The sequence below is a fragment of the Vibrio sp. V04_P4A5T148 genome (assembly GCF_963875605.1).
In the GTDB taxonomy this organism is placed as follows: Bacteria; Pseudomonadota; Gammaproteobacteria; order Enterobacterales; family Vibrionaceae; genus Vibrio; species Vibrio anguillarum.
Genome location: NZ_CAWNMS010000033.1, coordinates 12,564 through 36,828, shown reverse-complemented (window position 1 = coordinate 36,828; position 24,265 = coordinate 12,564). Strand labels below are relative to the sequence as shown.

At 45.0% G+C, this 24,265-nt stretch carries 24 protein-coding genes and 1 other RNA gene; 15 read left to right on the top strand and 10 right to left on the bottom strand.

Going from position 1 to position 24,265, the window contains the following annotated elements; all coding sequences use genetic code 11:
* Nucleotides 1–4: 4 nt before the first annotated feature.
* From AACT18_RS06555 to AACT18_RS06545, 3 genes are all read right to left on the bottom strand, one after another.
* Nucleotides 5–403, bottom strand: coding sequence for a thiol-disulfide oxidoreductase DCC family protein (locus tag AACT18_RS06555; protein ID WP_017044399.1), 399 nt, complete (start codon nt 401–403; stop codon nt 5–7).
* 98 nt (nt 404–501) lie between these two features.
* Entirely contained in the window at nt 502–2,373 is a 1,872-nt protein-coding gene (locus tag AACT18_RS06550) for an MFS transporter (RefSeq protein ID WP_094125661.1), read from the bottom strand.
* 9 nt (nt 2,374–2,382) lie between these two features.
* Entirely contained in the window at nt 2,383–2,979 is a 597-nt protein-coding gene (locus AACT18_RS06545; protein ID WP_017048569.1) for a TetR/AcrR family transcriptional regulator, read from the bottom strand.
* 178 nt (nt 2,980–3,157) lie between these two features.
* Here AACT18_RS06545 and AACT18_RS06540 point away from each other — a divergent pair, with 178 nt between their 5' ends.
* Nucleotides 3,158–4,027, top strand: a complete 870-nt coding sequence (locus AACT18_RS06540; RefSeq protein WP_094125660.1) for a Tim44 domain-containing protein — start codon at nt 3,158–3,160, stop codon at nt 4,025–4,027.
* Nucleotides 4,028–4,084: 57 nt separating this feature from the next.
* Here the strand turns inward: AACT18_RS06540 and AACT18_RS06535 are convergent, their stop codons facing one another.
* Nucleotides 4,085–5,152, bottom strand: a complete 1,068-nt coding sequence (locus AACT18_RS06535; RefSeq protein ID WP_013856440.1) for a PLP-dependent cysteine synthase family protein — start codon at nt 5,150–5,152, stop codon at nt 4,085–4,087.
* 119 nt (nt 5,153–5,271) lie between these two features.
* Here AACT18_RS06535 and AACT18_RS06530 point away from each other — a divergent pair, with 119 nt between their 5' ends.
* On the top strand, nt 5,272–5,733 hold the full coding sequence (locus tag AACT18_RS06530) for an Lrp/AsnC family transcriptional regulator (protein WP_010319994.1): 462 nt from the start codon (nt 5,272–5,274) through the stop codon (nt 5,731–5,733).
* Nucleotides 5,734–5,752: 19 nt separating this feature from the next.
* Here AACT18_RS06530 and tesB read toward each other — a convergent pair whose 3' ends face one another.
* The gene (tesB, locus tag AACT18_RS06525; protein WP_013856442.1) at nt 5,753–6,613 is read right to left on the bottom strand and encodes an acyl-CoA thioesterase II; all 861 of its coding nucleotides are present in this window, start codon (nt 6,611–6,613) and stop codon (nt 5,753–5,755) included.
* A gap of 146 nt (nt 6,614–6,759) precedes the next feature.
* On the opposite strand from tesB, the gene AACT18_RS06520 reads away from it, so the two are divergent.
* On the top strand, nt 6,760–7,191 hold the full coding sequence (locus tag AACT18_RS06520; RefSeq protein ID WP_017044405.1) for a YbaY family lipoprotein: 432 nt from the start codon (nt 6,760–6,762) through the stop codon (nt 7,189–7,191).
* Nucleotides 7,192–7,306: 115 nt separating this feature from the next.
* Here the strand turns inward: AACT18_RS06520 and AACT18_RS06515 are convergent, their stop codons facing one another.
* Nucleotides 7,307–7,609 (bottom strand): MGMT family protein, encoded by a 303-nt coding sequence (locus AACT18_RS06515; protein WP_094125659.1) that lies wholly within the window; start codon nt 7,607–7,609, stop codon nt 7,307–7,309.
* Between the two features lie 69 nt (nt 7,610–7,678).
* Here AACT18_RS06515 and AACT18_RS06510 point away from each other — a divergent pair, with 69 nt between their 5' ends.
* The 4 genes from AACT18_RS06510 to AACT18_RS06495 all read left to right on the top strand — a co-directional run bounded on the left by AACT18_RS06510 (nt 7,679) and on the right by AACT18_RS06495 (nt 11,919).
* The gene (locus AACT18_RS06510; protein ID WP_017045285.1) at nt 7,679–8,422 is read left to right on the top strand and encodes a hypothetical protein; all 744 of its coding nucleotides are present in this window, start codon (nt 7,679–7,681) and stop codon (nt 8,420–8,422) included.
* Between the two features lie 83 nt (nt 8,423–8,505).
* Nucleotides 8,506–10,572, top strand: a complete 2,067-nt coding sequence (locus AACT18_RS06505) for a GGDEF domain-containing protein (protein WP_094123714.1) — start codon at nt 8,506–8,508, stop codon at nt 10,570–10,572.
* 173 nt (nt 10,573–10,745) lie between these two features.
* Nucleotides 10,746–10,842: signal recognition particle sRNA small type (gene ffs / locus AACT18_RS06500), an RNA gene on the top strand.
* Nucleotides 10,843–11,019: 177 nt separating this feature from the next.
* Nucleotides 11,020–11,919 (top strand): LysR family transcriptional regulator, encoded by a 900-nt coding sequence (locus tag AACT18_RS06495; RefSeq protein ID WP_094144244.1) that lies wholly within the window; start codon nt 11,020–11,022, stop codon nt 11,917–11,919.
* Nucleotides 11,920–12,046: 127 nt separating this feature from the next.
* Here the strand turns inward: AACT18_RS06495 and AACT18_RS06490 are convergent, their stop codons facing one another.
* Nucleotides 12,047–12,532, bottom strand: coding sequence for a VOC family protein (locus tag AACT18_RS06490; protein ID WP_047687889.1), 486 nt, complete (start codon nt 12,530–12,532; stop codon nt 12,047–12,049).
* Between the two features lie 376 nt (nt 12,533–12,908).
* Here AACT18_RS06490 and AACT18_RS06485 point away from each other — a divergent pair, with 376 nt between their 5' ends.
* From AACT18_RS06485 to AACT18_RS06455, 7 genes are read left to right on the top strand one after another with little or no spacing between them, the layout of a single operon-like run.
* The gene (locus AACT18_RS06485; protein ID WP_013856449.1) at nt 12,909–13,517 is read left to right on the top strand and encodes a thermostable hemolysin; all 609 of its coding nucleotides are present in this window, start codon (nt 12,909–12,911) and stop codon (nt 13,515–13,517) included.
* A gap of 10 nt (nt 13,518–13,527) precedes the next feature.
* A complete protein-coding gene (locus tag AACT18_RS06480; protein WP_094125966.1) occupies nt 13,528–15,027 on the top strand; it encodes an AMP-binding protein in 1,500 nt (499 codons plus the stop codon).
* 1 nt (nt 15,028) lies between these two features.
* Nucleotides 15,029–15,763 (top strand): TenA family transcriptional regulator, encoded by a 735-nt coding sequence (locus tag AACT18_RS06475; RefSeq protein ID WP_094125965.1) that lies wholly within the window; start codon nt 15,029–15,031, stop codon nt 15,761–15,763.
* Entirely contained in the window at nt 15,753–16,550 is a 798-nt protein-coding gene (locus AACT18_RS06470; RefSeq protein WP_017047061.1) for an SDR family oxidoreductase, read from the top strand. The genes AACT18_RS06475 and AACT18_RS06470 overlap by 11 nt, the downstream gene beginning before the upstream one ends.
* Nucleotides 16,551–16,577: 27 nt before the next feature.
* A complete protein-coding gene (locus AACT18_RS06465) occupies nt 16,578–17,207 on the top strand; it encodes a tetratricopeptide repeat protein (RefSeq protein WP_050990508.1) in 630 nt (209 codons plus the stop codon).
* Nucleotides 17,208–17,210: 3 nt separating this feature from the next.
* Nucleotides 17,211–17,867, top strand: coding sequence for a response regulator (locus tag AACT18_RS06460; RefSeq protein ID WP_013856454.1), 657 nt, complete (start codon nt 17,211–17,213; stop codon nt 17,865–17,867).
* A complete protein-coding gene (locus AACT18_RS06455; RefSeq protein WP_094125964.1) occupies nt 17,857–19,269 on the top strand; it encodes a sensor histidine kinase in 1,413 nt (470 codons plus the stop codon). Before AACT18_RS06460 ends, AACT18_RS06455 begins: the two co-directional genes overlap by 11 nt.
* 29 nt (nt 19,270–19,298) lie before the next feature.
* Here AACT18_RS06455 and AACT18_RS06450 read toward each other — a convergent pair whose 3' ends face one another.
* Both AACT18_RS06450 and AACT18_RS06445 read right to left on the bottom strand, forming a co-directional pair.
* Nucleotides 19,299–20,936 carry a phosphoethanolamine transferase gene (locus AACT18_RS06450; protein WP_094125963.1) on the bottom strand — a complete coding sequence of 546 codons (1,638 nt, stop codon included), beginning with the start codon at nt 20,934–20,936 and terminating at the stop codon, nt 19,299–19,301.
* Nucleotides 20,937–21,094: 158 nt separating this feature from the next.
* Entirely contained in the window at nt 21,095–21,538 is a 444-nt protein-coding gene (locus tag AACT18_RS06445; RefSeq protein ID WP_094125280.1) for an Lrp/AsnC family transcriptional regulator, read from the bottom strand.
* A gap of 105 nt (nt 21,539–21,643) precedes the next feature.
* On the opposite strand from AACT18_RS06445, the gene AACT18_RS06440 reads away from it, so the two are divergent.
* Nucleotides 21,644–22,228, top strand: a complete 585-nt coding sequence (locus AACT18_RS06440; RefSeq protein WP_013856459.1) for a LysE family translocator — start codon at nt 21,644–21,646, stop codon at nt 22,226–22,228.
* 107 nt (nt 22,229–22,335) lie between these two features.
* Here AACT18_RS06440 and AACT18_RS06435 read toward each other — a convergent pair whose 3' ends face one another.
* Nucleotides 22,336–23,994: a putative transporter gene (locus AACT18_RS06435; protein WP_094125281.1), complete on the bottom strand. Its 1,659-nt coding sequence runs from the start codon at nt 23,992–23,994 to the stop codon at nt 22,336–22,338.
* Between the last annotated feature and the right edge of the window lie 271 nt (nt 23,995–24,265).

The window sequence follows — 24,265 nt, the reverse complement described above, 5'->3', positions numbered from 1 at the left end:
GTTATCACTCTCTGTTTTTACAAACGCCATTACGGCATTGAGCATGACTAAACCAGCGAGATATCGACATGCGATGTTTTGCAAAAAGGAGATAAATTTGGTCGCTAATCCATTTTAGGACGGGTAAGCGCGTAATGAATAACCAGCGATGTTTGTTGACTAAACGCCAAGCTAGAACGGTCACATCCAGCCCATAAAGCAGATTGCCTTGTTGATCTAAGCCATGCAGTATCGATAACGCCTTGCTTTTGTCGATAGAAGGAAAGCTACGCATAGCATCGCCGTCATTTATGTCGATAAGCTGAACCCGACCATGGTGATCGAAGGTTTTTAATGAACGCATTTCATTGCAGCATAAAGGACACTGCGCATCGAAAAAAATCACTAAAGATGGGGTACTCATATGTATGTCATCAGCCTAACAGCCCGTGAATAACATATTTGTACGTTCACTCTTCAGTATAAGATCAAGCTAGTGTTTGGTTTGCACTCAATCCCAATCTAACGCCAATCCCCCCTGAGTTCGGCGACTTTTTGTTGCATCACTTGTGTTGTTGCCTCTTTGGGGGGGACGGGCTCGCCAGCTTCAATTTCTATATGTGACCAAAAACGAGTCGGTAGCCCACAGCAGGCGCGCCCTTTGGCACGGCTAAAATAGCTTCCCCACAACCCCTTCAATGCCATGGGGATGACAGGCACAGAGCTGCGTTTTAAAATAATATCCATCCCGCGCATGAAATCGCTGATTTCGCCATCCGCGGTTAACCGTCCCTCTGGGAAAATGCAGACGATATGCCCCTCTGCCAATGCTTGTTCTACATCGTTAAAGGCTTGGCGGATAGAACCGCGACGCGTTGCGGAAATAGGTATCACGCCTGCACGTTTCAAAAAGCGACGAAGTGGCGGCAAATTGGCGTAATCCTCTTCCATCACAAAACGAATTAAGCGAGGACAAACCGCGCTCAGCAACAGTGCATCCATATAGCTAACATGATTGCACACCAGCAGTGCTCCGCCCTTTTCAGGTAAGTGATGAAGATTTTTGTGGCTGACTCGATACATGGTATGCGTCAGCATCCACATTAGAAATCGCACCAAGAAGACCGGGACTTGGTAGCCTAAATAGAGTGCAACAAAGCCATTAAGCAAAGCTAATATAATGAAGAACTGAGGGATCGTAAGCTCAAGAAAGCTCAAACAGATAATCCCTAATAGTGCGCTCGCCACCATAAACAGTGAGTTGTAGATATTTAAAGCGGCAATGACTTGTGCGCGTTGAGTGACTTTAGCACGCTGCTGCATTAGCGCATATAAAGGCACAATGAAGATGCCACCGCAGACGCCAATCAACAATAGGAAAAGAAACATCGGCCATAGTGATTGGTAGCTGATAAATTGATAAAAATCAGTAAATTGAGGCAGTTTTTCTGGTACGGAGGTTGCCATTAAATAGCCAAATAATGTAATGCCAAAACTGCCGATAGGCACGATGCCGATCTCTATTCTATGATGCGATAATTTGTCACAGGTCAATGAGCCAGTGGCAATACCAACAGAAAACAGTGCTAGCAAAAAAGAAACGGCGCTCTCTGTGCCATATAAATAGTGATGCGTGAAATTTGGAAATTGAGTTAAGTAGGCGGCACCTAAAAACCAGAACCAACTGATCGCCATTACGCATTGGAAAATAGTACGGTCTTGTTTGGCAATCGCAATGGTCTGCTTGGTTTGCTTAATGGGCTGCCAGCGAAAAACGAGATCGGGTGCGCAAGCAGGGGCTTTAGGAATATGACGGCTGGCTAAATAGCCTAATAACGCAAATAGCACCACCGCGCCAGCAGCCACGTATTTAGTGTAGGGCATCGAGGCAATGAGCCCAGCCCCCAATGTGCCTAATAAAATCGCTAAAAATGTGCCTGTTTCCACTAACGCATTGCCCGGAACCAATTCATTCGGCTTGAGTTGCTGCGGCAATAAAGCGTATTTGACTGGACCAAAAAAGGCCGATTGTGTCCCCATCAAAAACAGTAATAACAGCAAAATGGCGTAACTCTCGGTCATAAAACCGATCGCGCCAAGGCACATGATGCCAATTTCAGCCAATTTCACTTTACGAATGAAAGCGGATTTTTCGTACTTGTCAGCAAGCACGCCAGCAGAGGCAGAAAAAAGGAAAAAAGGAAGAATGAATAGCCCTGCGGCAAGGTTAATAAATAAATTACTGGAAACCGGTAACACGTTCGCTCCAGCAAACGCGACCAATAGCAGCAAGACATTTTTAAAGATGTTATCGTTAAATGCGCCAAAAAACTGGGTGATGAAATACGGAAGAAATCGTTGCTGAGTCAGCAATGAAGATTGAGATTGACTCATTGATGGTCCTTATCGCGCCCAGTGATTAAGATAGTTTGAGAGTAGGTTTTCAATCAGCTCTTTACCATCGATGGGTTCGGCGGCGAAAAATTTATCATCTACGCTTAATAAGGTAATACCATGTACGCCAGACCACAGGACTCGGCTTGCTTGCAGCACTTCTTGTTGCGAGTGTTGTGGAGCAAGGATGGTCAATAAACCTTCAAGCATGGCGGTCATGTTATCGATGCGCTCTGCTTGCCACTGGGGAAGTCGTTCACCATTCATATTATGTTCAAAAATAAGTTGCCAGCGATTGGGGTGCAACTGAGCAAAATCGTGGTAGCAATAGGCCAATTTATACAATGCTTCTTTTGGATCGCTACACTTACCCACCACTTTTTTCGCTTGTGAAGAGAGTTCATCCAAGGTTTGAGCGACCACATGCAGTAATAAAAGATTGTAACTGCCGAAGACATTGACCAAAGTGCTAGGTACGTAGCCAATCATGGTTGCGATTTTACGCAGGCTGAGCTCGTGATAAGTGTGATTTTGAAGAAAATGCTTCGCGGTCTTGAGTGTCAATGCAATCAGTTCTTCTCGGGTGTGATCGTTTCGTCTGGCCATGGTTACGTATCAATTATGAACAACGTTCGATATTCTAGTGGGGTGGTGTATAAGCGTCAACTTATGGACGGTTAATTTGCAATATTCTGATACATGTCTGCGAGAAGCAACGGTTTTCTTGTTTATCCGAAGTGGTTATGATGAGTAAGCCTCAATAATTATAACCCTAAGGAAAAACATGAAACGTTTTTTTTCCCTTGTAGCATTGCTGATGGTTGCTGTTGCGATCACACCGATAGCAGAAGCAAAGAAATTTGGCGGTGGTAAATCGTTTGGTAAAAGCTATAAAACGGCTCCAGCTCCCAAACAGCAGACTCAAAAAAATGACACCATTAAGCAAGATCAAGCAGGTAAAGCTGGTTCGACCAAAAAAGGTCTGATGGGCGGATTACTGGGTGGTTTACTCGCTGGTGGTCTACTAGCGGCTTTCTTTGGCGGCGCGTTTGAGGGTATCCAATTTATGGATATTCTGATCTTCGGCCTGATTGCTTTTGTGCTCTTTAAACTGATGCGCGGTATGCTTGGTGCGAAGCAGGGTAGCATGAATCGGCAGCAGCCTGCGTTTGGTGGCGTGAATAACCGGACGGAGTTTGAACAGCCTAACGTGCACAATTTTGAACAACAGCCTCAAGCCACAGGTGGTTTTGGAGCGAATGCACACAGCGATATCCCACATAACTATCCAGCCGGTTTTGATAAGGTAGCTTTCATTAATGGTGCGCGCGAACACTACCGTATTTTGCAAGGTGCTTGGAACCATAACCAACTTGAAACTGTTGAAGAATATGTATCGGCGAGCTTGTTTGAAGATTTAAAACAAGAGCGCGCAAAGCTAAACGGTGAACAGCACACAGATGTGATGTACGTAGACGCTGAAGTCGTTCGCGCCGATTACGATGCAATTAAAGCGCAGTTGAGTTTGCAGTTTACTGGCCGCTACCGCGATTCCGTGGAAGGCATTGAAGAAGATATTAATGATGTGTGGCATTTAGAGCGTGATTTAACCGTACCTAATGCACCTTGGTTGATTGTCGGCATTCAAGGCTAAGACTTTTCACGATGGATCCAAAACGCCCAAGTTTGTCTTGGGCGTTTTGCTAGGTCACTAAGCTAATTTAGCCGTTGTTTCAAAGGCTTCTAATTTTGAAAGATAAGGTGTTAAATCACCAATATTGCTTTTCACCCAATCGGCACAGTAATAGGTATCTAAATAACGTTCGCCGCTGTCGCATAACAGCGTCACGATGGAGCCTGTTTCACCTCGTTGTTTCATCTCACTGGCAATTTGCAAAACCCCATAAAGATTGGTGCCGGTAGAAGGGCCTGCTTTGCGGCCGAGTAGTTTTTCCAACCAATAGATCGTAGCGACACTGGCGGCATCCGCAACGGTGCGCATTTCATCGACTACGCCGGGAATAAAACTCGGTTCAACTCGTGGACGACCAATTCCTTCAATTTTGCTACCACACTGCAAGGTTAAGCTTGGGTCTCGGCTTTTGAAATAATCATGAAATACCGAGTTTTCAGGGTCGACGACGCACAGTTTGGTATTGTGTTTTTGGTAGCGAATAAAGCGGCCTATAGTTGCTGAGGTTCCGCCTGTGCCCGGGCTCATTACAATCCATGTCGGAACGGGGTGATCTTCCATTTGCATTTGGTTAAAAATACTGTCGGCAATATTGCTATTACCACGCCAGTCGGTTGCACGTTCAGCATAAGTGAACTGGTCCATATAATGACCATTCAGTTCTTTGGCTAAGCGGTGTGATTCGGCATAAATTTGATCAGAGCGATCGACTAAATGCGCTTGGCCGCCATAAAGCTCAATCTGCTCAATTTTTTTTCGTGCAGTACATTTGGGCATTACAGCAATAAAAGGCAAGCCTAGTAAACGGGCAAAATAAGCTTCTGATACCGCAGTACTGCCCGATGAAGATTCAATGATAGTCGTTTCAGGGCCAACCCAGCCGTTACAGATAGCATACAGAAAAAGAGAACGGGCGAGGCGGTGTTTCAGCGAACCCGTAGGATGCGTACTTTCATCTTTGAGATAAATATCGACCCCAGCGACACAAGGCAAATCGAGCTTGATCAGATGAGTATCGGCCGAACGTTGGTAGTCCGCTTCTATTTTTCGAATTGCGTTGTTAATCCATTGATGATCGGTGCACATGGTTCTCTCTCCATCGTTATTATGAGGGTAATTTACCCTTAATGTGAGAGAAAAGCTTTGCTATGTTGCCTGTCATTTTGTAGTTTTAGAGAAAATTATTCTCTTATTCTGGGGGAGCTATGGAGCTTGATAGAATTGATCGCATGATCCTCTCATTACTGCAACAAGACAGCACTTTGTCGCTAAATGATTTGGCTGAAGCAGTGAACTTAACCACCACACCTTGCTGGAAGCGGTTGAAAAAACTCGAAGAATCTGGCGTGATTGCACAGCGAGTTGCCCTGCTTGACCCAGAAAAATTAGATTTGAGTTTTACCGCGTTTGTGTTGATTAAGACCAGCGATCACTCTCACGAATGGTACAGCCATTTTGTCGTGACTGTGTCTGAGTACCCTGAGGTGATGGAGTTCTATCGTATGGCGGGTGAGTACGATTACATGATGAAAGTGTTGGTCAAAGACATGAAGTGTTTTGACCAGTTTTATAAAAAACTGGTCAATGGCGTGAAAGGGATTAATAACGTAACTTCAACTTTTGCAATGGAGTCATTGAAGTACACTACCCAATTGCCTCTGGCATAGCCTGCTCGTCCGAGTCTTGTTATTTGGTGAAGCGCATCACACCTTCTTGCACTGCTGTTGCGACTAAATCTCCTTGGCGGTTGTAAATCTCGCCACGCACTAAACCACGGGTATTGCTGGCCGTAGGGCTTTCTATTGCGTAGAGCAACCACTCATCCATTTTGAATGGGCGGTGGAACCAAATCGAATGATCAATCGTCGCGACTTGAAAGTTAGGTGTCATCAAAGAGACTTTATGAGGATGCAACGCTGTGACTAAAAACCCCCAATCAGACGCGTAACCGAGCAAATATTGATGGATGAGTTGGTTATTTGGCAACTCACCATTAGCGCGTATCCACAGGTACTGTTTTGGCTCCGCTTTTTGTGGTTTTAGCGGGTTAATTACGGTCACTGGACGCATCTCAATCGCTTTTTCGCCACAAAAAACCTTTTTTATTTTTTCAGGTAATAAGTGTGCAATCTGGGCTGCCAGTTCAGATTCAGAGGCAAAATTTTCAGGACCAGGGATGTCAGGCATGGTGTTTTGATGTTCAAAACCGGGCGCTTCACCGTGATAAGAAGCGGTGAGATAGAAAATCGGCCGACCATTCTGAATGGCTTTGACTCGTCTGGTACTGAAACTGCGTCCGTCCCTTAAATTCTCAACATCATAAATGATTGGTTTTTCAGGATCCCCGGGGTAAAGAAAATAGCTATGAAATGAGTGAACAGTGCGATCGGAATCAACCGTATAGCGAGCCGCCGAGAGTGCTTGGCCAATCACTTGCCCACCATACACTTGTGGCAGACCTAAGTTCTCGCTCTCACCTCGGTATAAACCTTCTTCTAGCTTTTCCAGTTGCAGCAAATCCAATAGTTCATTTAATGGTTTACTCATAGACCCTCACCGAGATTCTTAATGTAATTATTATCATTGTTGACTAAGTCAATATCTTGTTAATACCAAATGGACGACCATGACAGCAGATAAAACCGAACCTATAATCATCACCTATCTAACACCATAACTGAGGTTTTATCCTTATGAAAAAGGCACTGTTGCTGATTATGTCGTCTGTTTTGGGTCTAATGCTTGTGGGTTGCCAGTCAGCGCAAAAACCAACCTCTTCCGAGAGCAATATTCAATCTATCATGGGTACGGTTTCGTACCGTGAGCGTATTGCACTGCCGGATAAGGCGCTTGTCACTATCACTTTGCAAGATGTTTCATTGGCTGATGCACCCGCTAAAGTGATCGCAAAACACCGCTTTGAAACTAACGGAATGCAAGTGCCGCTTGAGTTTGACTTGGCATTCGACAACCGAAAAATTGATGCTCGCCACCGTTACAGCGTCAGTGCTCGCATCGAAGTAGATGGAAAACTGCGCTTCATTACGGATACCCATTACGCCGTGATTACTGATGAGAATAACACTAAACGGGTTGATTTGCGTTTGGTTGGTGTTAAACAGTAGTAAAAACAGAAGCAATAAAATAGACGCAATACTATAAAAAACAGTAAAACAAGAAATAGTAAAGCAGCCCTTTCCCGTGCTAGATAAGCGGGAAAGGCGCTTGACCGAAAGGGGCTTAGGGGCGCCACTGGTATGATCGAAGTTTTATTTTGCCATGCTCGTTCACTTCGACGCCTTCGGCGATCAATTTCTGTCGTTGACGTAATAAATCCTCTCCTTTTAGCGAAATCTCTCCTTTGCTGTTGATCACACGAAACCAAGGTAATCGGCTGTTTTGAGGTAGGTTACCTAATGCTTTTCCAACATGGCGTGCGTAGCTGGGGTATCCTGCTAAACGAGCAATTTCCCCATAGGTTGTCACTTTTCCTGCGGGAATTTGATGTATAACTGCAAAAATCTGCGCTAAAAATTGGTTCATGCTGACAATTCGTCCATACTAGCAGTGTCCTAGTTCGATAGTTACCAAGGAACGGTATAAGGAGAGGGCATGCTATTTTCTACCTTTCAATTTTTAATCACAACCTTGTTGGCTGTGGTTTGTGCAAGAGCCATAGGTTTAAGCGAAGGGGACATCCCCGTGCTGGCCATCGTGATCCCTGCGCTGTGGATTTTACCGCAAGGGGGCGTCGCGGGTGTGTTGTTATTGGCTGCAATGACCGCTTATGGTTTCACTTTATCTTATCAGCCAATCGCTCTTTCTGTCAGTGTTTGGGTGTTGCTGCCTTTGTTGACGGTGGCCTTTTCTAAACGCAGTAGCATGGGTGTTATCTTAGTGAGCACGTTGATCGTACTGACGTTGCAAGTCGGTATCATCGTTACTCAATCGGCTGGGAAATTGGGCGGTACAGGCTGGCTTACTGTTATTCAGACTCTTTCTGTTATCGTTGTTTGGTGGTCGGTTGCGCACTGGAAGCCATCCAATAAGCACCGTTGGTGGGCGTTAGGGTTACTGCTACCGCTATGGATGGCCGATTTCTCGTATGCGGTGTTAGTTGCGTTAAGCATTACTGGCATTATGGCGTCGATGGAAAGTTTAACCCAATCCAAACCAGTCGCAGTGAATTGGAATGGTTTGTTATGCTGGACACTTCCAACGGTAGGCTTTGCAAGCTTAGTCGTCTCGCCCACAAGTGATGTACCAAACCCAGTATTCGTGGTTTGGATCTGTTTACTGGCTACTGCTTGGATGACTGATTATCTACTCAAGAGCACCGAAGAGAATACCGAATGACCAGAACACAACTGAATGTAGATTAGAGCATGTTGTGGGTGAAGTTGTGACTTCATTCTTATGCATATATAGAGCATTAGTATATGATGCTCACCTCTCATTACAATAATATAAACGTCATGGTTCGTGCATTTCGGCTAATAGGTCTTTTATGGCTAGCAACAGCGGCACACAGCGTCATCAGTGCTCCCATAATCAACGCTAAAACATATCGAGTAGCGACAGAAGCGGACGATGTTGTCACGCGTATTTTGTTTGATGCCATTGCTTACCAATTTCGCCTTGAGATTGACTATGTTAATTACCCCAGCTTTGATGCGATCTTGACCGCTATCGAACAAGGGGAGAGCGATTTTGCAGCCAATGTGACTTACACCGAACAGCGTGCTCAACGCTTTGATTTCTCAAGTCCTACCAATATTGAATATACCTATGCATTTAGCCACAGCAACGTACAGTTAACCGATCTGGCGAGGGTCGGGGTTCCCAAAGGAACGATTTATGGTGAGCTGATTGCCGCTTATTTTCCTCATATTATACAGATTGAGTATGATGGTGCTCGGCGTGCCAAAGAACTTTTAAGCACGGCTGAAGTCGATGTGGTCGTAGACGCGATTAATCAATTAAAGCCGATGTTGATGGCAGGGCTCGATGCGCAATTGCTTAATGACCAACTGCCTATTCAGCCGGTTGCCATTATTACGCCAAAAGGGCACAACACTTTATTACTCAACAAAATTCAAGAATATGTACACTCAGCGTCGGTACAAAAACTGCTTAGAGAATCAGTACAAAAATACCAATTTGATATCCGCAAGCAGGCGTTGCGTCAATCAGTCATCGATAGCGGCTTAAACGTGCAGCGACCGTTAAAAGTAAAATTGGAGAACATCAGCCAATTTGCTCAGTATCAGCACGATGGTAAAGTGAAAGGAATAAACGCGGACATTGTTTTTAAAGCATGTGACATTCTGTTGCTCAAATGCGAACTGGCCAGCCAGCCAGACGAAACGTGGGAGAGTATGTATGCCGATTTGGTCAATAAACGCATTGATATCCTAGTACCAGTTACCGTCTCTCAACAACGAAAATCCGACGTTTATTTTAGTGACACGTATTACCAACCTGAAGCCGTCTTGATTAAGCGTGAAAATTACAAAGACAATGTTTACAGCAATGTGTCGGAATTAATTGTTGAGCGCATCGGCGTGATTAAAGAAGATTTCTTTGAAGAACTGTTAGGAAAAATGCTGCCCAATAAAGTGCTACATGTTTATAAAACTCAAAATGAATTGGTCAAAGCCTTGCTCGGTAAGGAGGTCGATTACATCGTTCTAAACCGTGCTAACTTTAACCAAATATTGCGCGAAGCGGATAACTTATTGCCGTTGGAGGAAGATCTATTTATCGGCAGTTTTTACTCGTCTGAGATTGCAATGGGCTTTCCCAAAAATAGCATGGGCGCTTCGCTGGCTCCTTTATTTACTCGTGCTATTAAGATGATTGATACGCAGAAAATCATCAACACCTATGATTATCAACCGAATTGGCGAGCAACGTTAGCGGCCGAGAAAACTTTTTCACGCCACACTCAATGGCTGTTTACGTTGGTATTTGGCTTCTTGTTAGTGGTCGCTTTCTATCTACACTCACAATCTGTTACCGATAATTTAACCAAGCTGCGTAATCGCCGAGCTTTATATCGCCGTTATTCGAGAGGCTTAAACAGCGATCTAACCTTGATTTATTTAGATGTGAATAACTTTAAGCCGATAAACGATAACTATGGTCATGAAGTGGGGGATGAAGTGTTGAAAGCACTTGCCAGCCGTATCGATTCTATTTGGCGTGGTCGTAGTTACCGAATCGGGGGTGATGAGTTTATCCTGATTGGGCAATATAGTGATGAGGAGCTTGAGCCTGTGTTAATGCAGTTAGAGTCCTTTACCTACAGCGATTCTGCTCGAAATTTAAACATAAAAGTCAATGTGGCGATTGGTGTGTCGAATTACAGAGATCATTTCATGAGCCTGGAAGAAGTATTGCACCAAACTGATATTGCCATGTACCAAAGTAAGCACCACGGTAGCGGTCAACGAGATAATACAAAGCCTCTTCTCAAGATAATCAGAAGTTCAAACAAGAGCTAAAATAGTCCACCTATTTTATTGAGTAGAAGAGAAAATAGAAGATTTGCTCAAATGGTGTTCACTTAAAACAAAAAGCTTCCATCCATTGGGATTTCGGCTTGCAATCATTACTATGATGCTTGATAATCGCCGCACTCTTTGGCTAGCAAGCCAAGAAAACAAATCAATGGAGGCTCTGGTCCTCCCGCAACACTAACTTGTGAACTCGGTCAGGCCCGGAAGGGAGCAGCCGCAGCAGGCGACGTGTGTGCCGGGATGTGGCTGGGGCCTCCACCCTTTTTGTCGCTGACAAACTTTATCCGTACACTCCCGATTTCTTCGTTTCAAAAGCTAATGCAATAATGTTTTATCATATTGCAATCTGAAACATACATTTTGTCCAAAGACATGCTGATTCATTTATAATCAATTATTATTGAAAGTTGATTTATTAATAACTATTGGTTTATGACTATGCTCAATCCTATTTGGTTAAACACTTTTAAAACATTAGTCGATATTGGGCACTTTACTAAAACGGCTGAGTTACTCCATATGACGCAACCTGGGGTAAGCCAGCACATAAATAAACTAGAAGCTGCTTGCGGTTATCCTTTGATAAAGAGATTTAACAAGAAATTTGAGTTAACAATCTATGGGCGGAAAGTTTACGATTATGCTGTCAAACACTTTGAAGAAGAGTTTGAGTTATTACAGAACCTGGCACACGACGAACCTTTCCGTGGTCGCTGTACTATAGGTTGTTCAGGGACTTTCGCGTGGCTGATTTATTCACAATTACTTTCTTTGCAAGTGAGTTATCCAGGCTTATCCATTGAGTTAGAAGCAACGCCAAACCATCGTATATTTGAGCAGATATTGCAGGGGAAACTGGATATAGGTCTAGTGACAAAAGAACCTAACCCTAAATATTTCGCGAGCCGTATTGTTGGTGCGGAGTGTCTTGCTCTTGTATTGCCACTGTCCGCAGACGAAAGCTTGCCTATAAATGACTTGTTAATAGAATTGGGAGTCGTTCGTCATCCAGATTTCGCTCACTACTTCCAAACATATGTCAATCAAGCGAATAATGATTTGCTTCGTCTAGTCGATTTGGAGGATGTTTCGACGCAAAGCTATATTAACCAAGTGCACCAAATATTAGTTCCTATAGCTAAAGGGATCGGTTTTACAGTGGTTCCTCGATGGTGCGTTAACTTGTTCGCGGATAAAGAGCAGCTAAAAATATTCAACATTACTGCAGATATACAAGAACCTGTTTACTTGGTTAGCAAACTTAATTCACCTCTTGCTAGGCGTTATGAGCAAGTCATTGATGTTATTGATCACTCTTTTAAGGTTGTTTGACTTGATTGAACTCCACATAAGCAGATGATATTGGCATTAAAGCTTCATAGCTGACCTTGCAATAGAAACCAAAAAGGGCTGGTTGTGCTACCTGCCCTTGAAATTTTATTAATGCATCACAGATCGACTATTCGTAATCAGAGGCATAAGTTTCTTCGTATGAGTGCGAGTAAAGCTCAAATAGGTTACCAAATGGGTCTTCTAGATAAACCATTTTAGCGAGCTTGTTATCATCTTCTGGGTGGTAACGCATGATATCCATACGCGCTTTACCGCCATATTGTTCAATGCGCTTAATCGCGCCTTCAAAGTCGTCGGTTTGTAGACAGAAGTGGAAGATACCAAGGCGAGAGAAGTCTACTTCGTGGCGCTCTTCGCGCTCTTTCATTTCAAACAGTTCAACGCCAATACCATCAGTTGTTACTAGATGTGCAATATTGAAACCTTTGAAACCCTCACCAAAAACAGCAATACACATGCGGCCAATCGCTGACTCTCGCTCTTCAATAACTTGTGTATTATTCATAACGATTTTTAAACCTAAAGCTTGAGTGTAGAACTCAACAGCTTTATCCATATCGCCAACCATAATACCGACGTGATTCATTTTCATAATTCGCTCCTAATACCTTTGATTTTTTGGCTTCGTTTCGATAGATGGGAGTATATGGAGATTGATGGATTAAATAAAATTATCAGTAATTATAAAAATGATAATTATAATTATAAGAGAAACGCAAGATGTCTCCGTGTTAGAACCAATACAAATGGCGATAGTAGAAAATGATAATTTTCCGTATCTAAGCCAATCCGTGACAGGCTAATTTAGAAAAATCGTTCAGTTCAGATTTGGCCACACATTTGTTAGTGAGCTAAGTGGTATCGGATATTCAACGGCTCCTGATTCATTGAGTTGAAGAAAAAATCTCTTATTAAGGGATTCTTAAGTTACGTCCGTTATTTTTGTTTACAGAGTAAGCAAAAAGGAAATGCCGATGAAAACCATACGCTCAGCATCTGATCTGCAATTGGCCGTAATTGATCCTTCTCATCCTCGCTGGTTGGAAGCCATACACCTTGTGCGCGAGCGTTATCAGCAAGCGTTTGATGCACGCCTTATTACTTTTATGCCGGCTTATTTAGCTTTGCTTGATCATGACGAAATGAAATCCGTATGCGGTTTTCGCGTAGCGCAGCAAGAGCCTCTATTTCTCGAACAATACCTTGACCAACCTGCCGATGAAATTTTATCGCAGCGTTTTGATTGCCGAGTATCCCGAAGTGCTTTGATTGAATTTGGCCAACTGGCCTCTTTTGGTCGTGGTTTATCGGCGCTGCACTTTACTTTGATCGCTCAACAGCTGGTTGATTTAGGGTATGAATGGTGCGTTTTTACAGCAACGGATCCACTGCATGCTTTGATGCGTCGATTTGGTTTACAACCGACATTGATCGCGAAAGCGTCAGCATCTTGCATTCCTAACGCCAACCAAATTTGGGGCAGTTATTACCAACACAGCCCTCGAATTTTAGCGGGAAATTTGGCGCAGGGGCTGGCGTTGCTCAACCGATTTCATTTAAACCAGAAACAAGCGTGAGGCCTTTGCTATGAACCGAATTTTATCGGCGCTTCATCAACATGCGCAGCAAAAGCCAGATAGCATTGCCTTCATTGGGCACAATGCCAAACAAGAAAAGATAGCGCTGAGCTATCAACAGCTCTTAGAAAAGGTGGAAGCCACAGCACGCACATTACGCCAGTGGCAGGTTCAGCGTATTGCATTAAAAGCTGAAAATAGTTTGGATTGGGTGATCATCGATCTTGCGGCCATGCACGCAAAAATAGTGCTCGTTCCTGTACCTACTTTCTTTAGCAAGGCACAGGTTGAACACTTACTGTATGAATCAGGGGTTGATGTTTGCTTAGGTGATTGGCCAACGCTAGGTGAACCTTTCTCAACGCTCAGCCATCTACCTGCTTTTGTCTATTTGGCGAATCCATCAGCACAGGTGTTGCCTTTGACGCAAAAAATCACCTTTACGTCTGGGTCCACCGGAACGCCGAAAGGGGTGTGTTTGAGTGACGAAAACATGCAAGCGGTCACGCTGGCGATCGCAGAGAAAATGTCCGCGCAAGTTGAGCGTCACCTCGTGATGCTGCCTCTCTCAACCTTGTTAGAAAACATCACGGGTGTGTATGTTCCTTTGGTTCTGGGTGTGACATCAACAGTCGTCTGTGGCAGCGAAGTAGGTTTGACCGGTTCTAGCCAGTTCTGTGGTGCAACGTTCGCACTCGCACTACAACAGTTTCAGCCGTCAAGCTTGGTGCTAACGCCTGCGCTATTGCTGGCATTAATTGAAGTCGTCAAGCAGAGCCCAGCTCTTGCGCTGCCTTTACGCTGGGTTGCCGTGGGCGGGGCGCGAGTGGCTCCCCAATTAATTGACGCAGCTCGCCAGCTCGGCATTCCCGCTTTTGAAGGGTATGGTTTGTCTGAAAGTGCTTCGGTCGTGAGTATGAATACACCCCAACAAAATAAGCCGGGGTCGTGCGGACAGGTGCTGTCTCATCTTCAGGTTTCGCTGGCACAAGATGGCGAATTGTTAGTTAAAGGCAACACGGCTTTGGGGTATTTAGGTGAGCCGTTTAGCCACGAGTGGTTGTCAACTGGCGATATGGCCACAATCGATGATGAGGGTTTTTTAACCATCATCGGGCGTAAAAAGAACCTCATCATCACCAGTTTTGGGCGTAACGTGGCCCCTGAATGGATTGAATCTCAAGCATTGGCTTTGATTGCACACCATCGATTTGTGGTGGTGGGCGACGGGCAGGCTGGCCTCACGGCCGTCAGTGACAGTCCTTTACCTGATCTCGTTACGCGCGTGCAACAGCTCAATAGCGTGTTGCCCGATTACGCACACATCACGCAGCTTTGGTTGGTGAGCGATACTCATTGCTGGCAAAAGTGGCTGACCGCTAATGGTCGCCCAAAACGCTTAGCTATTGAAAACGCACTGCAAGAGGCTCGCTTGGCGCACCACACCACTAATCCACAGACGGTTTTTATCTCTATTCCTTCCTTCTATTCAATGGCTGAGGAGCTTTAAAATGAGCAAATTTTTCCATATTTTAAAAACACAAACTGAGCCAGCACAGCAGCAGATGTTGCAAGCTCCGGTATTTGATGCCTGCGCAAGAGGAGAGATCAGCCTAGAGATGTATATTCGTTTTCTCACTCAAGCTTATCACCATGTTAAACATACGGTGCCACTGCTGATGGCATGCGGCAGCCGCTTAGGCGATGAATATGAGTGGGTACGAACGGCGATTGCCGAGTACATCGATGAAGAAAAAGGCCACCAAGAGTGGATCTTGAACGATATTAAAGCGTGCGGTGGTGATGTGGACGCAGTGCGTCATAATGAGGGTGCAGGGCGGGTCAGCGCTTCCATCGAACTCATGGTGGCGTATCTCTATCACCAGATTGATCGCTCCAACCCGTTGAGTTTATTTGGCATGGTGTGGGTACTTGAAGGAACCAGTGTGGGTGTCGGTGGGAATATCGCACGGTTAGTCAAACAGCGTTTGGAGCTTCCTGATGCGGCGATGACTTATCTCACTTCGCACAGCGAACTTGACCAAGGGCACATCCGTTTTTTTGAATCGTTAATGAACAACATTCAGTGTGTATCCGATCAAGAGGCCATCATCCGCTCTGCAAACATGGTGTTTGATCTGTATGGGCAGATGTTGCGAGAACTACCGCTTCCTTGCGAGTCAATGGTGCATGCAGGTTCGCAAGATTTAGCTTCGCAAGGTGTAAGGTCGCAATATGGATCTTAATCATCGACATGTTTTACTCACCGGCGCTTCCGGTGGTATCGGGCAACGCATCGCATTGCTGCTTGCTAAGCAAGGAGCCAGTCTAGTTCTGGTGGCTCGCGATGGTCAAAAACTCGAGCAACTTCGGCAAACGCTACCCATGCCTGAGAAGCATCTGATTTTGAGTGCAGATTTAAGCACAGAGTCAGGAATAGAGCAGATCAACACCTTCATTCAGCGCTTTTTTATGGGCCAGAAACGAATCAGTGTGGTGATCAATAATGCGGGCATTAACCAGTTTCGCTTATTAGCCAGACGAACCGCAGTTTCAGTGCAACAGGAGCTGCATTTGAATTTACTTGCTCCAATGCAACTGACTCAATCGGCGATACATTGGTTGAATAAACCGGGGATTATTTTAAATATTGGCTCAAGTTTAGGGGCTATTGGTTACCCGGGTTATGCCACGTACTGCGCTACCAAAGCAGGGTTGCACCGTTTTAGTGAAGCGATGCAGCGTGAGCTTGAGGGGACGGGTATCAAGGTACTTTACCTAGCGCCGCGAGCGACCAATACCGAGCTAAATAATGACACGGTGAACCAGTTCAACCAAGCCGTAGGCAATCACTGTGATGAGCCAGAGGTTGTTGCCCAACATGTGCTTAGTATGCTCGAAAGCGAATCAACAACTCGCTGGATTGGCTGGCCTGAAAAAGTGTTGGTGCGATTAAATCAACTATGGCCAGCAGTGATTTCGTCGGCAATTAAAAAGCAGCAAGCGACCATTCTTGCCTTTTTGAACCGTTAAAGCGTGATAATTCAAGGAGAACAACATATGAAAACTGTGTTTAAATGGGCCAGTGCATTGGTCATCTTTGCGGTAAGCACGACACCCGCTTTTGCGATCACCCCTTTAGCTCAGGTTCAATCTGATTGGGCCAAATGCCAATACAAAATGAAGTCGAGCGATGATCAAGAACGTTGTTTTGAACGTGTCATTATGCGTAACACATTAGAGATGAAATCAAGTAACAGTCCAGAACTCAAAGTGTGGCTTGCCATCAATAAATCCTCATTAGCGGGCGTAAAAGGTGGGTTGGGTGCGCTATCTTTAGTGAAAGAGGCGAAATTATTGTACGAAGAGGTTATCGATCAAGCGCCTAATACTTTAGATGGCTCGGCTTTTACAAGTTTAGGCACCTTATATTACAAAGTGCCCGGCTGGCCAGTGGCTTTTGGCGACGACGTTAAAGCGGAAGAGTTGCTGCAAAGAGCGCTGCTGATTAACCCGACAGGAATTGATGCCAACTATTTTTACGGTGATTTTCTTGCCGAGCAAGGCAGAACCGATGAAGCAAGAAAGTACCTGTTGCAAGCACAACAAGCACCAGCAAGGCCACAAAGAGCGATTGCCGATGCTGGGCGTCAGCAAGAAATTGCCCTTTTGTTGGAGAATTTAAAATAACGTATGCGTTTATTATTAGTCGAAGATGACAAACAACTGGGCGAGTCAATGCAGGTGGCGTTGACTCGCCAAGGCTATACGGTGGATTGGCTAGAAAAAGGTGGCGGCGTGGCGTGTGCGCTCAAAACTGAACAGTTTTCGGCGGTGATCTTGGATTTAACCTTACCGGATATGGATGGTCTTGAGGTGTTGCGCGGCATTAGAAACGCCGGTTATTCGCTGCCTGTGATGATCCTAACGGCGCGTGATGATATTAGCGATCGCGTCAAAGGGTTAGATGGTGGAGCCGATGAATACATAGGTAAACCCTTTGCGCTAGAAGAGCTACTGGCACGTCTACGGCTTATCATTCGTCGCAGCTCGGGCAGCGCCGAGGCTCTGATTTCGATTGGTGATCTGAGCCTCTCTCTTTCCAAACAGGAGATTGAATATCGTCAGCAACCCCTCAAACTGACGCGCAATGAATATAAAATTCTCGCCAGTTTGATCACTCAAGCAGGGCGAGTGATGAGCAAAGAGCTATTGCAACAAGCGCTTCATGGCTGGGACGAAGGCAGCAGTGACAACGCTATCGAAGTTCACATTCATAACTTGCGTAAAAAAATGCCAGAAAATGTCATCAAAAATATCCGTGGTGTGGGGTATATGATTGAAAAATAAAAAAGTCTTTTCGATTAAACGTCGTTTAACACAGTCGGCTGTATGGTTAAGCGGTAGTTTACTGCTCATTTCTCTTTATTTCAGTTTTTCTACTGCTCAACATGAAGTTGAGGAGGTGTACGATGCGCGCTTAGGTCAATCGGCAAAATTACTGTTGATGGCGACTTCTGTCTCTATAAAAGAAGGAGACAATGCCGATCTTCATCAACAGTTTGATCAGTGGATGCAAAGCATTGAACGTCTTTCGCAAGCCAACAAGGAGATGGCAACGCAGTATGGTCACCCTTATGAGCGGTACATTCTGTTTCAGTTTTATCGAGATGGTCAGTTGATGTACAGCTCTGATAGCCAGCAACCCGCTTTTAGCAGCAATGCCAGCAATAATGGATTTGGCAGCGTCACCATTGATGGCCAAACATGGCGTTATTTTCAATTGGCGCAACCTCATCCTGATCACGGTTCGGAATACATTCTGGTTGCGGAAAAACAGAGTATTCGTGATGAAATGGTCAATGAAATTGCACTGTCGACCGCGTTGCCGCAATTGATCTTGATCCCATGCGTTATCTTGGTGCTGGTGATGCTTATTGGACGAAGTTTTAAACCACTGCAAGAGCTAAAATCGGCGATTGCCATTCGCAGTGTTCACAAGTTGGATCGCATTTACGTTACAGAACAAACCACCGAACTTTCACCATTAGTGGAGACTCTCAACCAACTGTTGGCTCAATTAGAATTGGCTTGGCAGCGAGAGAAGCGCTTTACGCGTATGGCCGCTCATGAACTTAAAACACCACTGACGGTATTGAGATTAAATGCCGAAAACGCCATGCTCAGCCAGAATGAGCAGCAACTGAAATATGATCTGGACATGATTCTTAAGGGTATTGAGCGTACTGACCGCCTTATTCATCAGTTGTTGATGTTAGCCAAAGTCGAAAGCACTATGGAATTGTCATCACAAACGGTCGATCTCTCAGTCTCTATTAAGCAAGTTATCGCAGACCTTGCGCCGTTAGCCTTAAAGCACGACCAACAATTGAGCTTTGAAGGGCAGAGTTTGTCGGTTCAAGGCGATGAGCTATTACTCGGCGTGTTGTTTAAAAACTTAATCGATAATGCGATGCGCTATTCTGGCGTACACAGTCACATTGATATTACGTTGCATGGCGATGATCAGTTTATTCAAGTGAATGTGACTGATAGCGGCCCCAACATCACGAACGAAGCCCGAGAAAAAATATTTGATAACTTTTATCGAGCTAACAGTGAAAAAGGCGATGGGGCAGGGCTTGGAATGTCGATTTGCCGTGATATCGCCGCGCTGCATAATGCCACCGTCGAGTTGCTGCCGAGACACAACGACAGCAACATCTTCAGGGTTTGTTTTTATCTAAGTTAACGGGTCTCTTCTGTTTTTATCCACACTCTTTAGCGGCATGGCGCAAAAATATCTTGCGCTTTCTCGTATGCATTGGTTGATACATCCATAATGCCAAGTAAAGAGTGAAAGAGATTACTGTGAGCATAGGGCTGAGTGGCTGTTTGACGTAAACAGGTTTGATTCACGCCTTTCGTACGGGCGAATCCGTCAGATAACCAGACTAAAAGCGGTACTTGAGTTTGATCATCGGGTGCTAGGCTGTACGGCATGCCATGTAAGAACAGTCCATTTTCTCCCAGCGATTCCCCATGGTCGGAGACATAAATCAATGCGGTGTTGTATTGCGCTTGCAGTGATTTTAGCTTTTCAATCAGCTGCGCCAAAACAAAATCTGTGTAACGAATAGTGTTGTCGTAAGTATTCACTATCTGCTCAACGCTGCAATTTTCAATATCCGCTCTTGGGCAATCAGGTTGATATTTCGCCATGTCTTTAGGATAGCGCTTAAAGTAGGTTGGCCCGTGACTTCCAATAATGTGCATGAAAATCATTCGGTTACCAGTTTGGTTGGCAATTTCTTCATCTAAGTTGTCTAGCATTGTGACGTCATAACAAGTGCTGCCGTCACATCGGCCTTCTCGCGCAGTTTTATCCAGCTCTTTCTGCGGAATATTTTTCGCGACGCCTTTATCGCCTCCATCATTTTCTTTCCATAAGAGGTCGACGCCTGCGCGCTGCAAGATATCTAGGACGTTGTCTTGGTTATCCGCTTTGGTACGATCAAAATTATCACGATTCATATTGGAAAATAAACAAGGTACAGAGACCGCTGTCGCAGTACCACAAGAGGCGACATCACTGAAAAATATAGGCTGATAAGGCGCGGTATAAGCATTGGTATCACGTGTGTAGCCATAGTATTGGTAATTTTGTGCGCGAGCCGTTTCTCCTAGCACAAATAAGACTAAGGTTGGTTTTTCTGCATCACGGCTATGGGTAATTTTCGGTTGCTGCTGCGCATCAGCGCCGATAATTTGATACACCACGGGCTCGGTAAAATAGCGATCTTTCACAAGACCATAAGCGCTATAGACAAAGTGAGTGGGGATGATCATTTTCTTGAGGTAACTATTGTTGCGTCCAACCGACGAATAGTTCTGATAATACAGCGCCGCAATAATGACGATGCCGAGTAAAGAGAGCAATATTGATAGCGCTTTATAGCCTAAAAAGCGGGAAATGGATTTTTCTACTTTAAGTGGCGAAAGCAGTAATAGAGCAGCAGGGAGGATGCCCAACGCTGAGATCCAGACAATGGAATAGAGACTGACATAAGAGCCTGCCTCACTGCTATTGGTTTCAACGACATTGAGCAACATGTCTCGGTCGACAATCGTGCCGTAATTGTAACTCGCATAACTCACCACAGCAGAAAGGATGAGTAAGACCGCAAAAAAAGGTTTTAGAAAATAAGGCCACGAAAACAGTTGGAAAATAAGGTTCAGCGCCAAAAAGAAAAAAATCGGTATTGAGAACGCAAACCCCCAATTGAACTGCTCAGTAGCCGAAAAAATCTGTGCCAATTTGGCATAAATAGGGATGTTGAGTACCAAGCTGAAATAGAGAGCAAGCAACAAGGTAATACTTGCGTATGAGAAGCGAGGATTTTTCATTGTGGGTTCCATAACATACCGTGTGATGAGAAGACGTTATGGAACTTATAAAGATCTTTTCTTAATAAAGGCTTAAGAAATTCAATCGTTAGAATGAGATGAGTTTTTGGTAGTTACTTATCTTAGTACCTTGCGCACCTTGCCGAATGCTAAAAGTGATGGCGTAAATACTATTGCCGTTCGTCTTTAGGAGAGTCCATGACCACCATGGTGGTGATCGATTTCACCGTTAAGCACTCACCAAGCACATCGGCGTGAAAACGTTTATAGGCGCTGAGATCTTTGGTTTCGACGCGCAGCAAATATTCGTTCATCCCGGTAATATTGTGGCATTCGACCACCTCCTTGGCGTAGCGCACATGTTCTTCGAAACTGAGCTGCGCTTTTTTCGTGTGGCTGTTTAAGCCAATTGCCACATAAGCGACAAACCCGACATCAAGTTGGGTTTTATTTAAGACCGCTCGATAGCCTTTAATGATCTGCTTACGCTCGAGATCCTGCACGCGGCGCAACGTGGCGGAGGGCGATAAGCCGATGCGTTCAGCCAGTTCTACATTCGCGACTCGGCCATCAAGTTGTAGCTCTTGCAATATTCTCTCGTCAAATCTGTCCATGGCTTATTTTTATTGCTCAATATTGGTGGTATTGACCAATATAAGCACAATATTGCCAGCCGATACCATTATTATTTGTTCATCATTATTAAATAGAGAAAGAAGATGGATTACACACAATGGTGGCCACTGGTGGCTTTTGCTTTTGTTTCGACCTTTTCACCGGGTCCAAACAACATCATGCTGATGACATCTGGTGCGAATGTGGGCTTTATGCGCACTATTCCGCATATGCTTGGTGTAACGTTTGGTTTTAGCATTATGGTGCTGTTGGTTGGTGTTGGGTTAACGGGTTTATTCCATCGTTATCCTATGTTGCAACAAGGCTTGCAAATTGCCTGCACCATTTATTTGGTCTATTTGGCGATAAAAATTGCGCTGAGTAATCCTTCGCAGGGAGAGAAGCAGTATCAACCGATGTCATTTGTTTCGGCTGTACTGTTTCAATGGGTCAACCCCAAAGGTTGGTCGATGGCGCTGACTGCGGTGAGTGTATTTAACCAAAGTGCGAGCTGGGCGCAGCTAATGCTGATTTCATTGGTGTTTGCTTTGGTGAACATTCCGTCGGTCAGTGTTTGGACTGCGGCGGGTAAACAGTTGAGCCACTGGATGAATCACCCAAGTTATGTCCGCTGGTTTAACGGCGCGATGGGCGCGTTGCTGCTACTGTCCGTTGTTCCTATGCTGTAGAGATTCGGTGAGACGTTGCTGTGTGGGAGCATTATCAACGCAGCAAAATAAAGTGGGTACTGAGCGACCCACTTTGTTTCTCTAGTTTGCTTGATATTAACCGTTCGCTATATTGCCCATAAAATTAACGCCAATATTTGCGGTGAGAGTATGCGTAGGCACATTACTAGCGGATAGACAGTGGCGTATGCTAACGCAGAAGCGCCGCTGCTTTCGTGCAGCGCATTTGCAAAAGCAAGAGCGGGTGGATCGGTCATCGAGCCTGCTAGCATGCCACAGATGGTGAGATAGTTAATATGGCCTAAAACACGAGCCAGTATTCCGACAGTGATCAATGGAATACCCGTGATTAACATGCCGTAGCCCATCCAACTGACGCCATCGCCTTGCACTAAGGTTTCAACAAAATTACCCCCAGATTTTAACCCGACTACGGCTAAAAACAGCACAATACCAATTTCTCGTAGAGCAAGGTTCGCGCTGGGCGGCATAAACCAATACATTTTGCCAATGCTGCCGATACGCGCCAAAACCAGTGCGACAATCAGCGGTCCTCCAGCTAAGCCGAGCTTAATGGCGGCGGGGAATCCCGGTAGATAAAACGGAATAGATCCGAGTAATACCCCAAGTCCAATCCCAACGAAGACTGGTAGCATCTGCACATGCTGTAATTTTTGGTGCGCGTTGCCGACCATGCCACTGACCGCTTCAATCGCTTCTTGACGCCCGACTAAATTGAGAATGTCGCCAAACTGTAAGGTAGATTGGCTGGTTGGGATAAGCTCAACCCCGGCACGGTTTAAACGCGAAACGACGACGTCGTATTTCTCTTTTAAATCCAGATCGCGCAGCTTTTTACCAAGCACAATCTCGTTGGTGACGACTAAGCGCTGTACTCGCAGCTCAGTGCCGCGTGTCGAAAGTGATGCATCGACCTCTTCGCCAATCACCAAGCGTGCTTTTTCTAACGCTTTTTTATCGCCGACCAGATGAAGCAAATCATTCACTTCAACTCGTGAATCGGGTTTGGGTACTGAAAGGTGTTCACCACGTTTGAGGCGCGAGCACACAATATCGCCATCACTGAGCGCGGGAATGTCTTTTAAGAGCAGGCCATTTAAGTTGGGGTTTTTAATCGCAACGTTGATGGTGTGTAAGCTCTCTTTTTTGTGGCCGTTGTGGATCTCAAAGTCTTCGGCTTCGGCGTCAACACTGACACGAAAGGCAATTCTGAGCAGCCACATGGTAAGCAAAATACCGCATATGCCAAAGGGGTAAGCAATCGCATAACCCATACCCGTCAGGTCAAGCATGTTCTCTTGGCCACCTAACTCAGTCAGGATTTGTTGCCCTGCGCCTAATGATGGCGTATTGGTGACTGCACCGGAGAATACACCAAGAATAACAGGTAAAGGCACATCAAACAGATAGTAAAGCGCGACCGTCACCACACAGCCCAGCAACACAATCAGTGCGGCAAAGGCGTTGAGTTTTAGTCCTGAGCTTCGAAGTGAAGAGAAAAAACCGGGTCCGACTTGTATACCAATGGTGTACACAAATAGGATAAGGCCGAACTCTTGAATAAAATGCAACGTATTGTAGTCAAGAACCACACCCCACATGCCTGTAAAGTGACCGACGAGAATGCCGCCAAACAGCACCCCGCCGATCCCTAAACCAACACCGTAGACGCGCCAATTCCCTATCCACAAACCCAGCACAGCTACCAGCGAGAGAATGCTGATAGAAAGTGCAATGTCACTCATGATGAGTCTCCTGAACAATTTAAAAACGGCTGGTGGGCAAGCTTAATGAACGGCAGGGGTAGGCGTAAGAACTCGGTTAGTGGTTATGTCTACAGCTGGAGGGTTCAAATACGGCATTGAGAAGTCACCTAGTGAAATGAACTCTCGATGTCGTTTTGTGGTTGCCCTGAACTTATGACCAGTAATACTGTAATGAACTACAAATGTTAACTATAGGTATGCAAATTTGTGCACCGGAACGAATATTAAATTTCTCAGATAACTAATTGTT

Excerpts from the sequence above, each read along its gene's own strand:
- AACT18_RS06470 (WP_017047061.1), top strand. The coding sequence starts at position 15,753 with ATGGATCTTAATCATCGACATGTTTTACTCACCGGCGCTTCCGGTGGT.
- AACT18_RS06475 (WP_094125965.1), top strand. The coding sequence starts at position 15,029 with ATGAGCAAATTTTTCCATATTTTAAAAACACAAACTGAGCCAGCACAG.
- AACT18_RS06445 (WP_094125280.1), bottom strand. The coding sequence starts at position 21,538 with ATGGACAGATTTGACGAGAGAATATTGCAAGAGCTACAACTTGATGGC.
- AACT18_RS06515 (WP_094125659.1), bottom strand. The coding sequence starts at position 7,609 with ATGAACCAATTTTTAGCGCAGATTTTTGCAGTTATACATCAAATTCCC.
- AACT18_RS06485 (WP_013856449.1), top strand. The coding sequence starts at position 12,909 with ATGCCGATGAAAACCATACGCTCAGCATCTGATCTGCAATTGGCCGTA.
- AACT18_RS06550 (WP_094125661.1), bottom strand. The coding sequence starts at position 2,373 with ATGAGTCAATCTCAATCTTCATTGCTGACTCAGCAACGATTTCTTCCG.
- AACT18_RS06530 (WP_010319994.1), top strand. The coding sequence starts at position 5,272 with ATGGAGCTTGATAGAATTGATCGCATGATCCTCTCATTACTGCAACAA.
- AACT18_RS06505 (WP_094123714.1), top strand. The coding sequence starts at position 8,506 with ATGATGCTCACCTCTCATTACAATAATATAAACGTCATGGTTCGTGCA.
- AACT18_RS06440 (WP_013856459.1), top strand. The coding sequence starts at position 21,644 with ATGGATTACACACAATGGTGGCCACTGGTGGCTTTTGCTTTTGTTTCG.
- AACT18_RS06450 (WP_094125963.1), bottom strand. The coding sequence starts at position 20,936 with ATGGAACCCACAATGAAAAATCCTCGCTTCTCATACGCAAGTATTACC.
- AACT18_RS06540 (WP_094125660.1), top strand. The coding sequence starts at position 3,158 with ATGAAACGTTTTTTTTCCCTTGTAGCATTGCTGATGGTTGCTGTTGCG.
- tesB (WP_013856442.1), bottom strand. The coding sequence starts at position 6,613 with ATGAGTAAACCATTAAATGAACTATTGGATTTGCTGCAACTGGAAAAG.
- AACT18_RS06435 (WP_094125281.1), bottom strand. The coding sequence starts at position 23,994 with ATGAGTGACATTGCACTTTCTATCAGCATTCTCTCGCTGGTAGCTGTG.
- AACT18_RS06460 (WP_013856454.1), top strand. The coding sequence starts at position 17,211 with ATGCGTTTATTATTAGTCGAAGATGACAAACAACTGGGCGAGTCAATG.
- AACT18_RS06535 (WP_013856440.1), bottom strand. The coding sequence starts at position 5,152 with ATGTGCACCGATCATCAATGGATTAACAACGCAATTCGAAAAATAGAA.
- AACT18_RS06495 (WP_094144244.1), top strand. The coding sequence starts at position 11,020 with ATGACTATGCTCAATCCTATTTGGTTAAACACTTTTAAAACATTAGTC.
- AACT18_RS06555 (WP_017044399.1), bottom strand. The coding sequence starts at position 403 with ATGAGTACCCCATCTTTAGTGATTTTTTTCGATGCGCAGTGTCCTTTA.
- AACT18_RS06465 (WP_050990508.1), top strand. The coding sequence starts at position 16,578 with ATGAAAACTGTGTTTAAATGGGCCAGTGCATTGGTCATCTTTGCGGTA.
- AACT18_RS06510 (WP_017045285.1), top strand. The coding sequence starts at position 7,679 with ATGCTATTTTCTACCTTTCAATTTTTAATCACAACCTTGTTGGCTGTG.
- AACT18_RS06545 (WP_017048569.1), bottom strand. The coding sequence starts at position 2,979 with ATGGCCAGACGAAACGATCACACCCGAGAAGAACTGATTGCATTGACA.
- AACT18_RS06490 (WP_047687889.1), bottom strand. The coding sequence starts at position 12,532 with ATGAAAATGAATCACGTCGGTATTATGGTTGGCGATATGGATAAAGCT.
- AACT18_RS06480 (WP_094125966.1), top strand. The coding sequence starts at position 13,528 with ATGAACCGAATTTTATCGGCGCTTCATCAACATGCGCAGCAAAAGCCA.
- AACT18_RS06520 (WP_017044405.1), top strand. The coding sequence starts at position 6,760 with ATGAAAAAGGCACTGTTGCTGATTATGTCGTCTGTTTTGGGTCTAATG.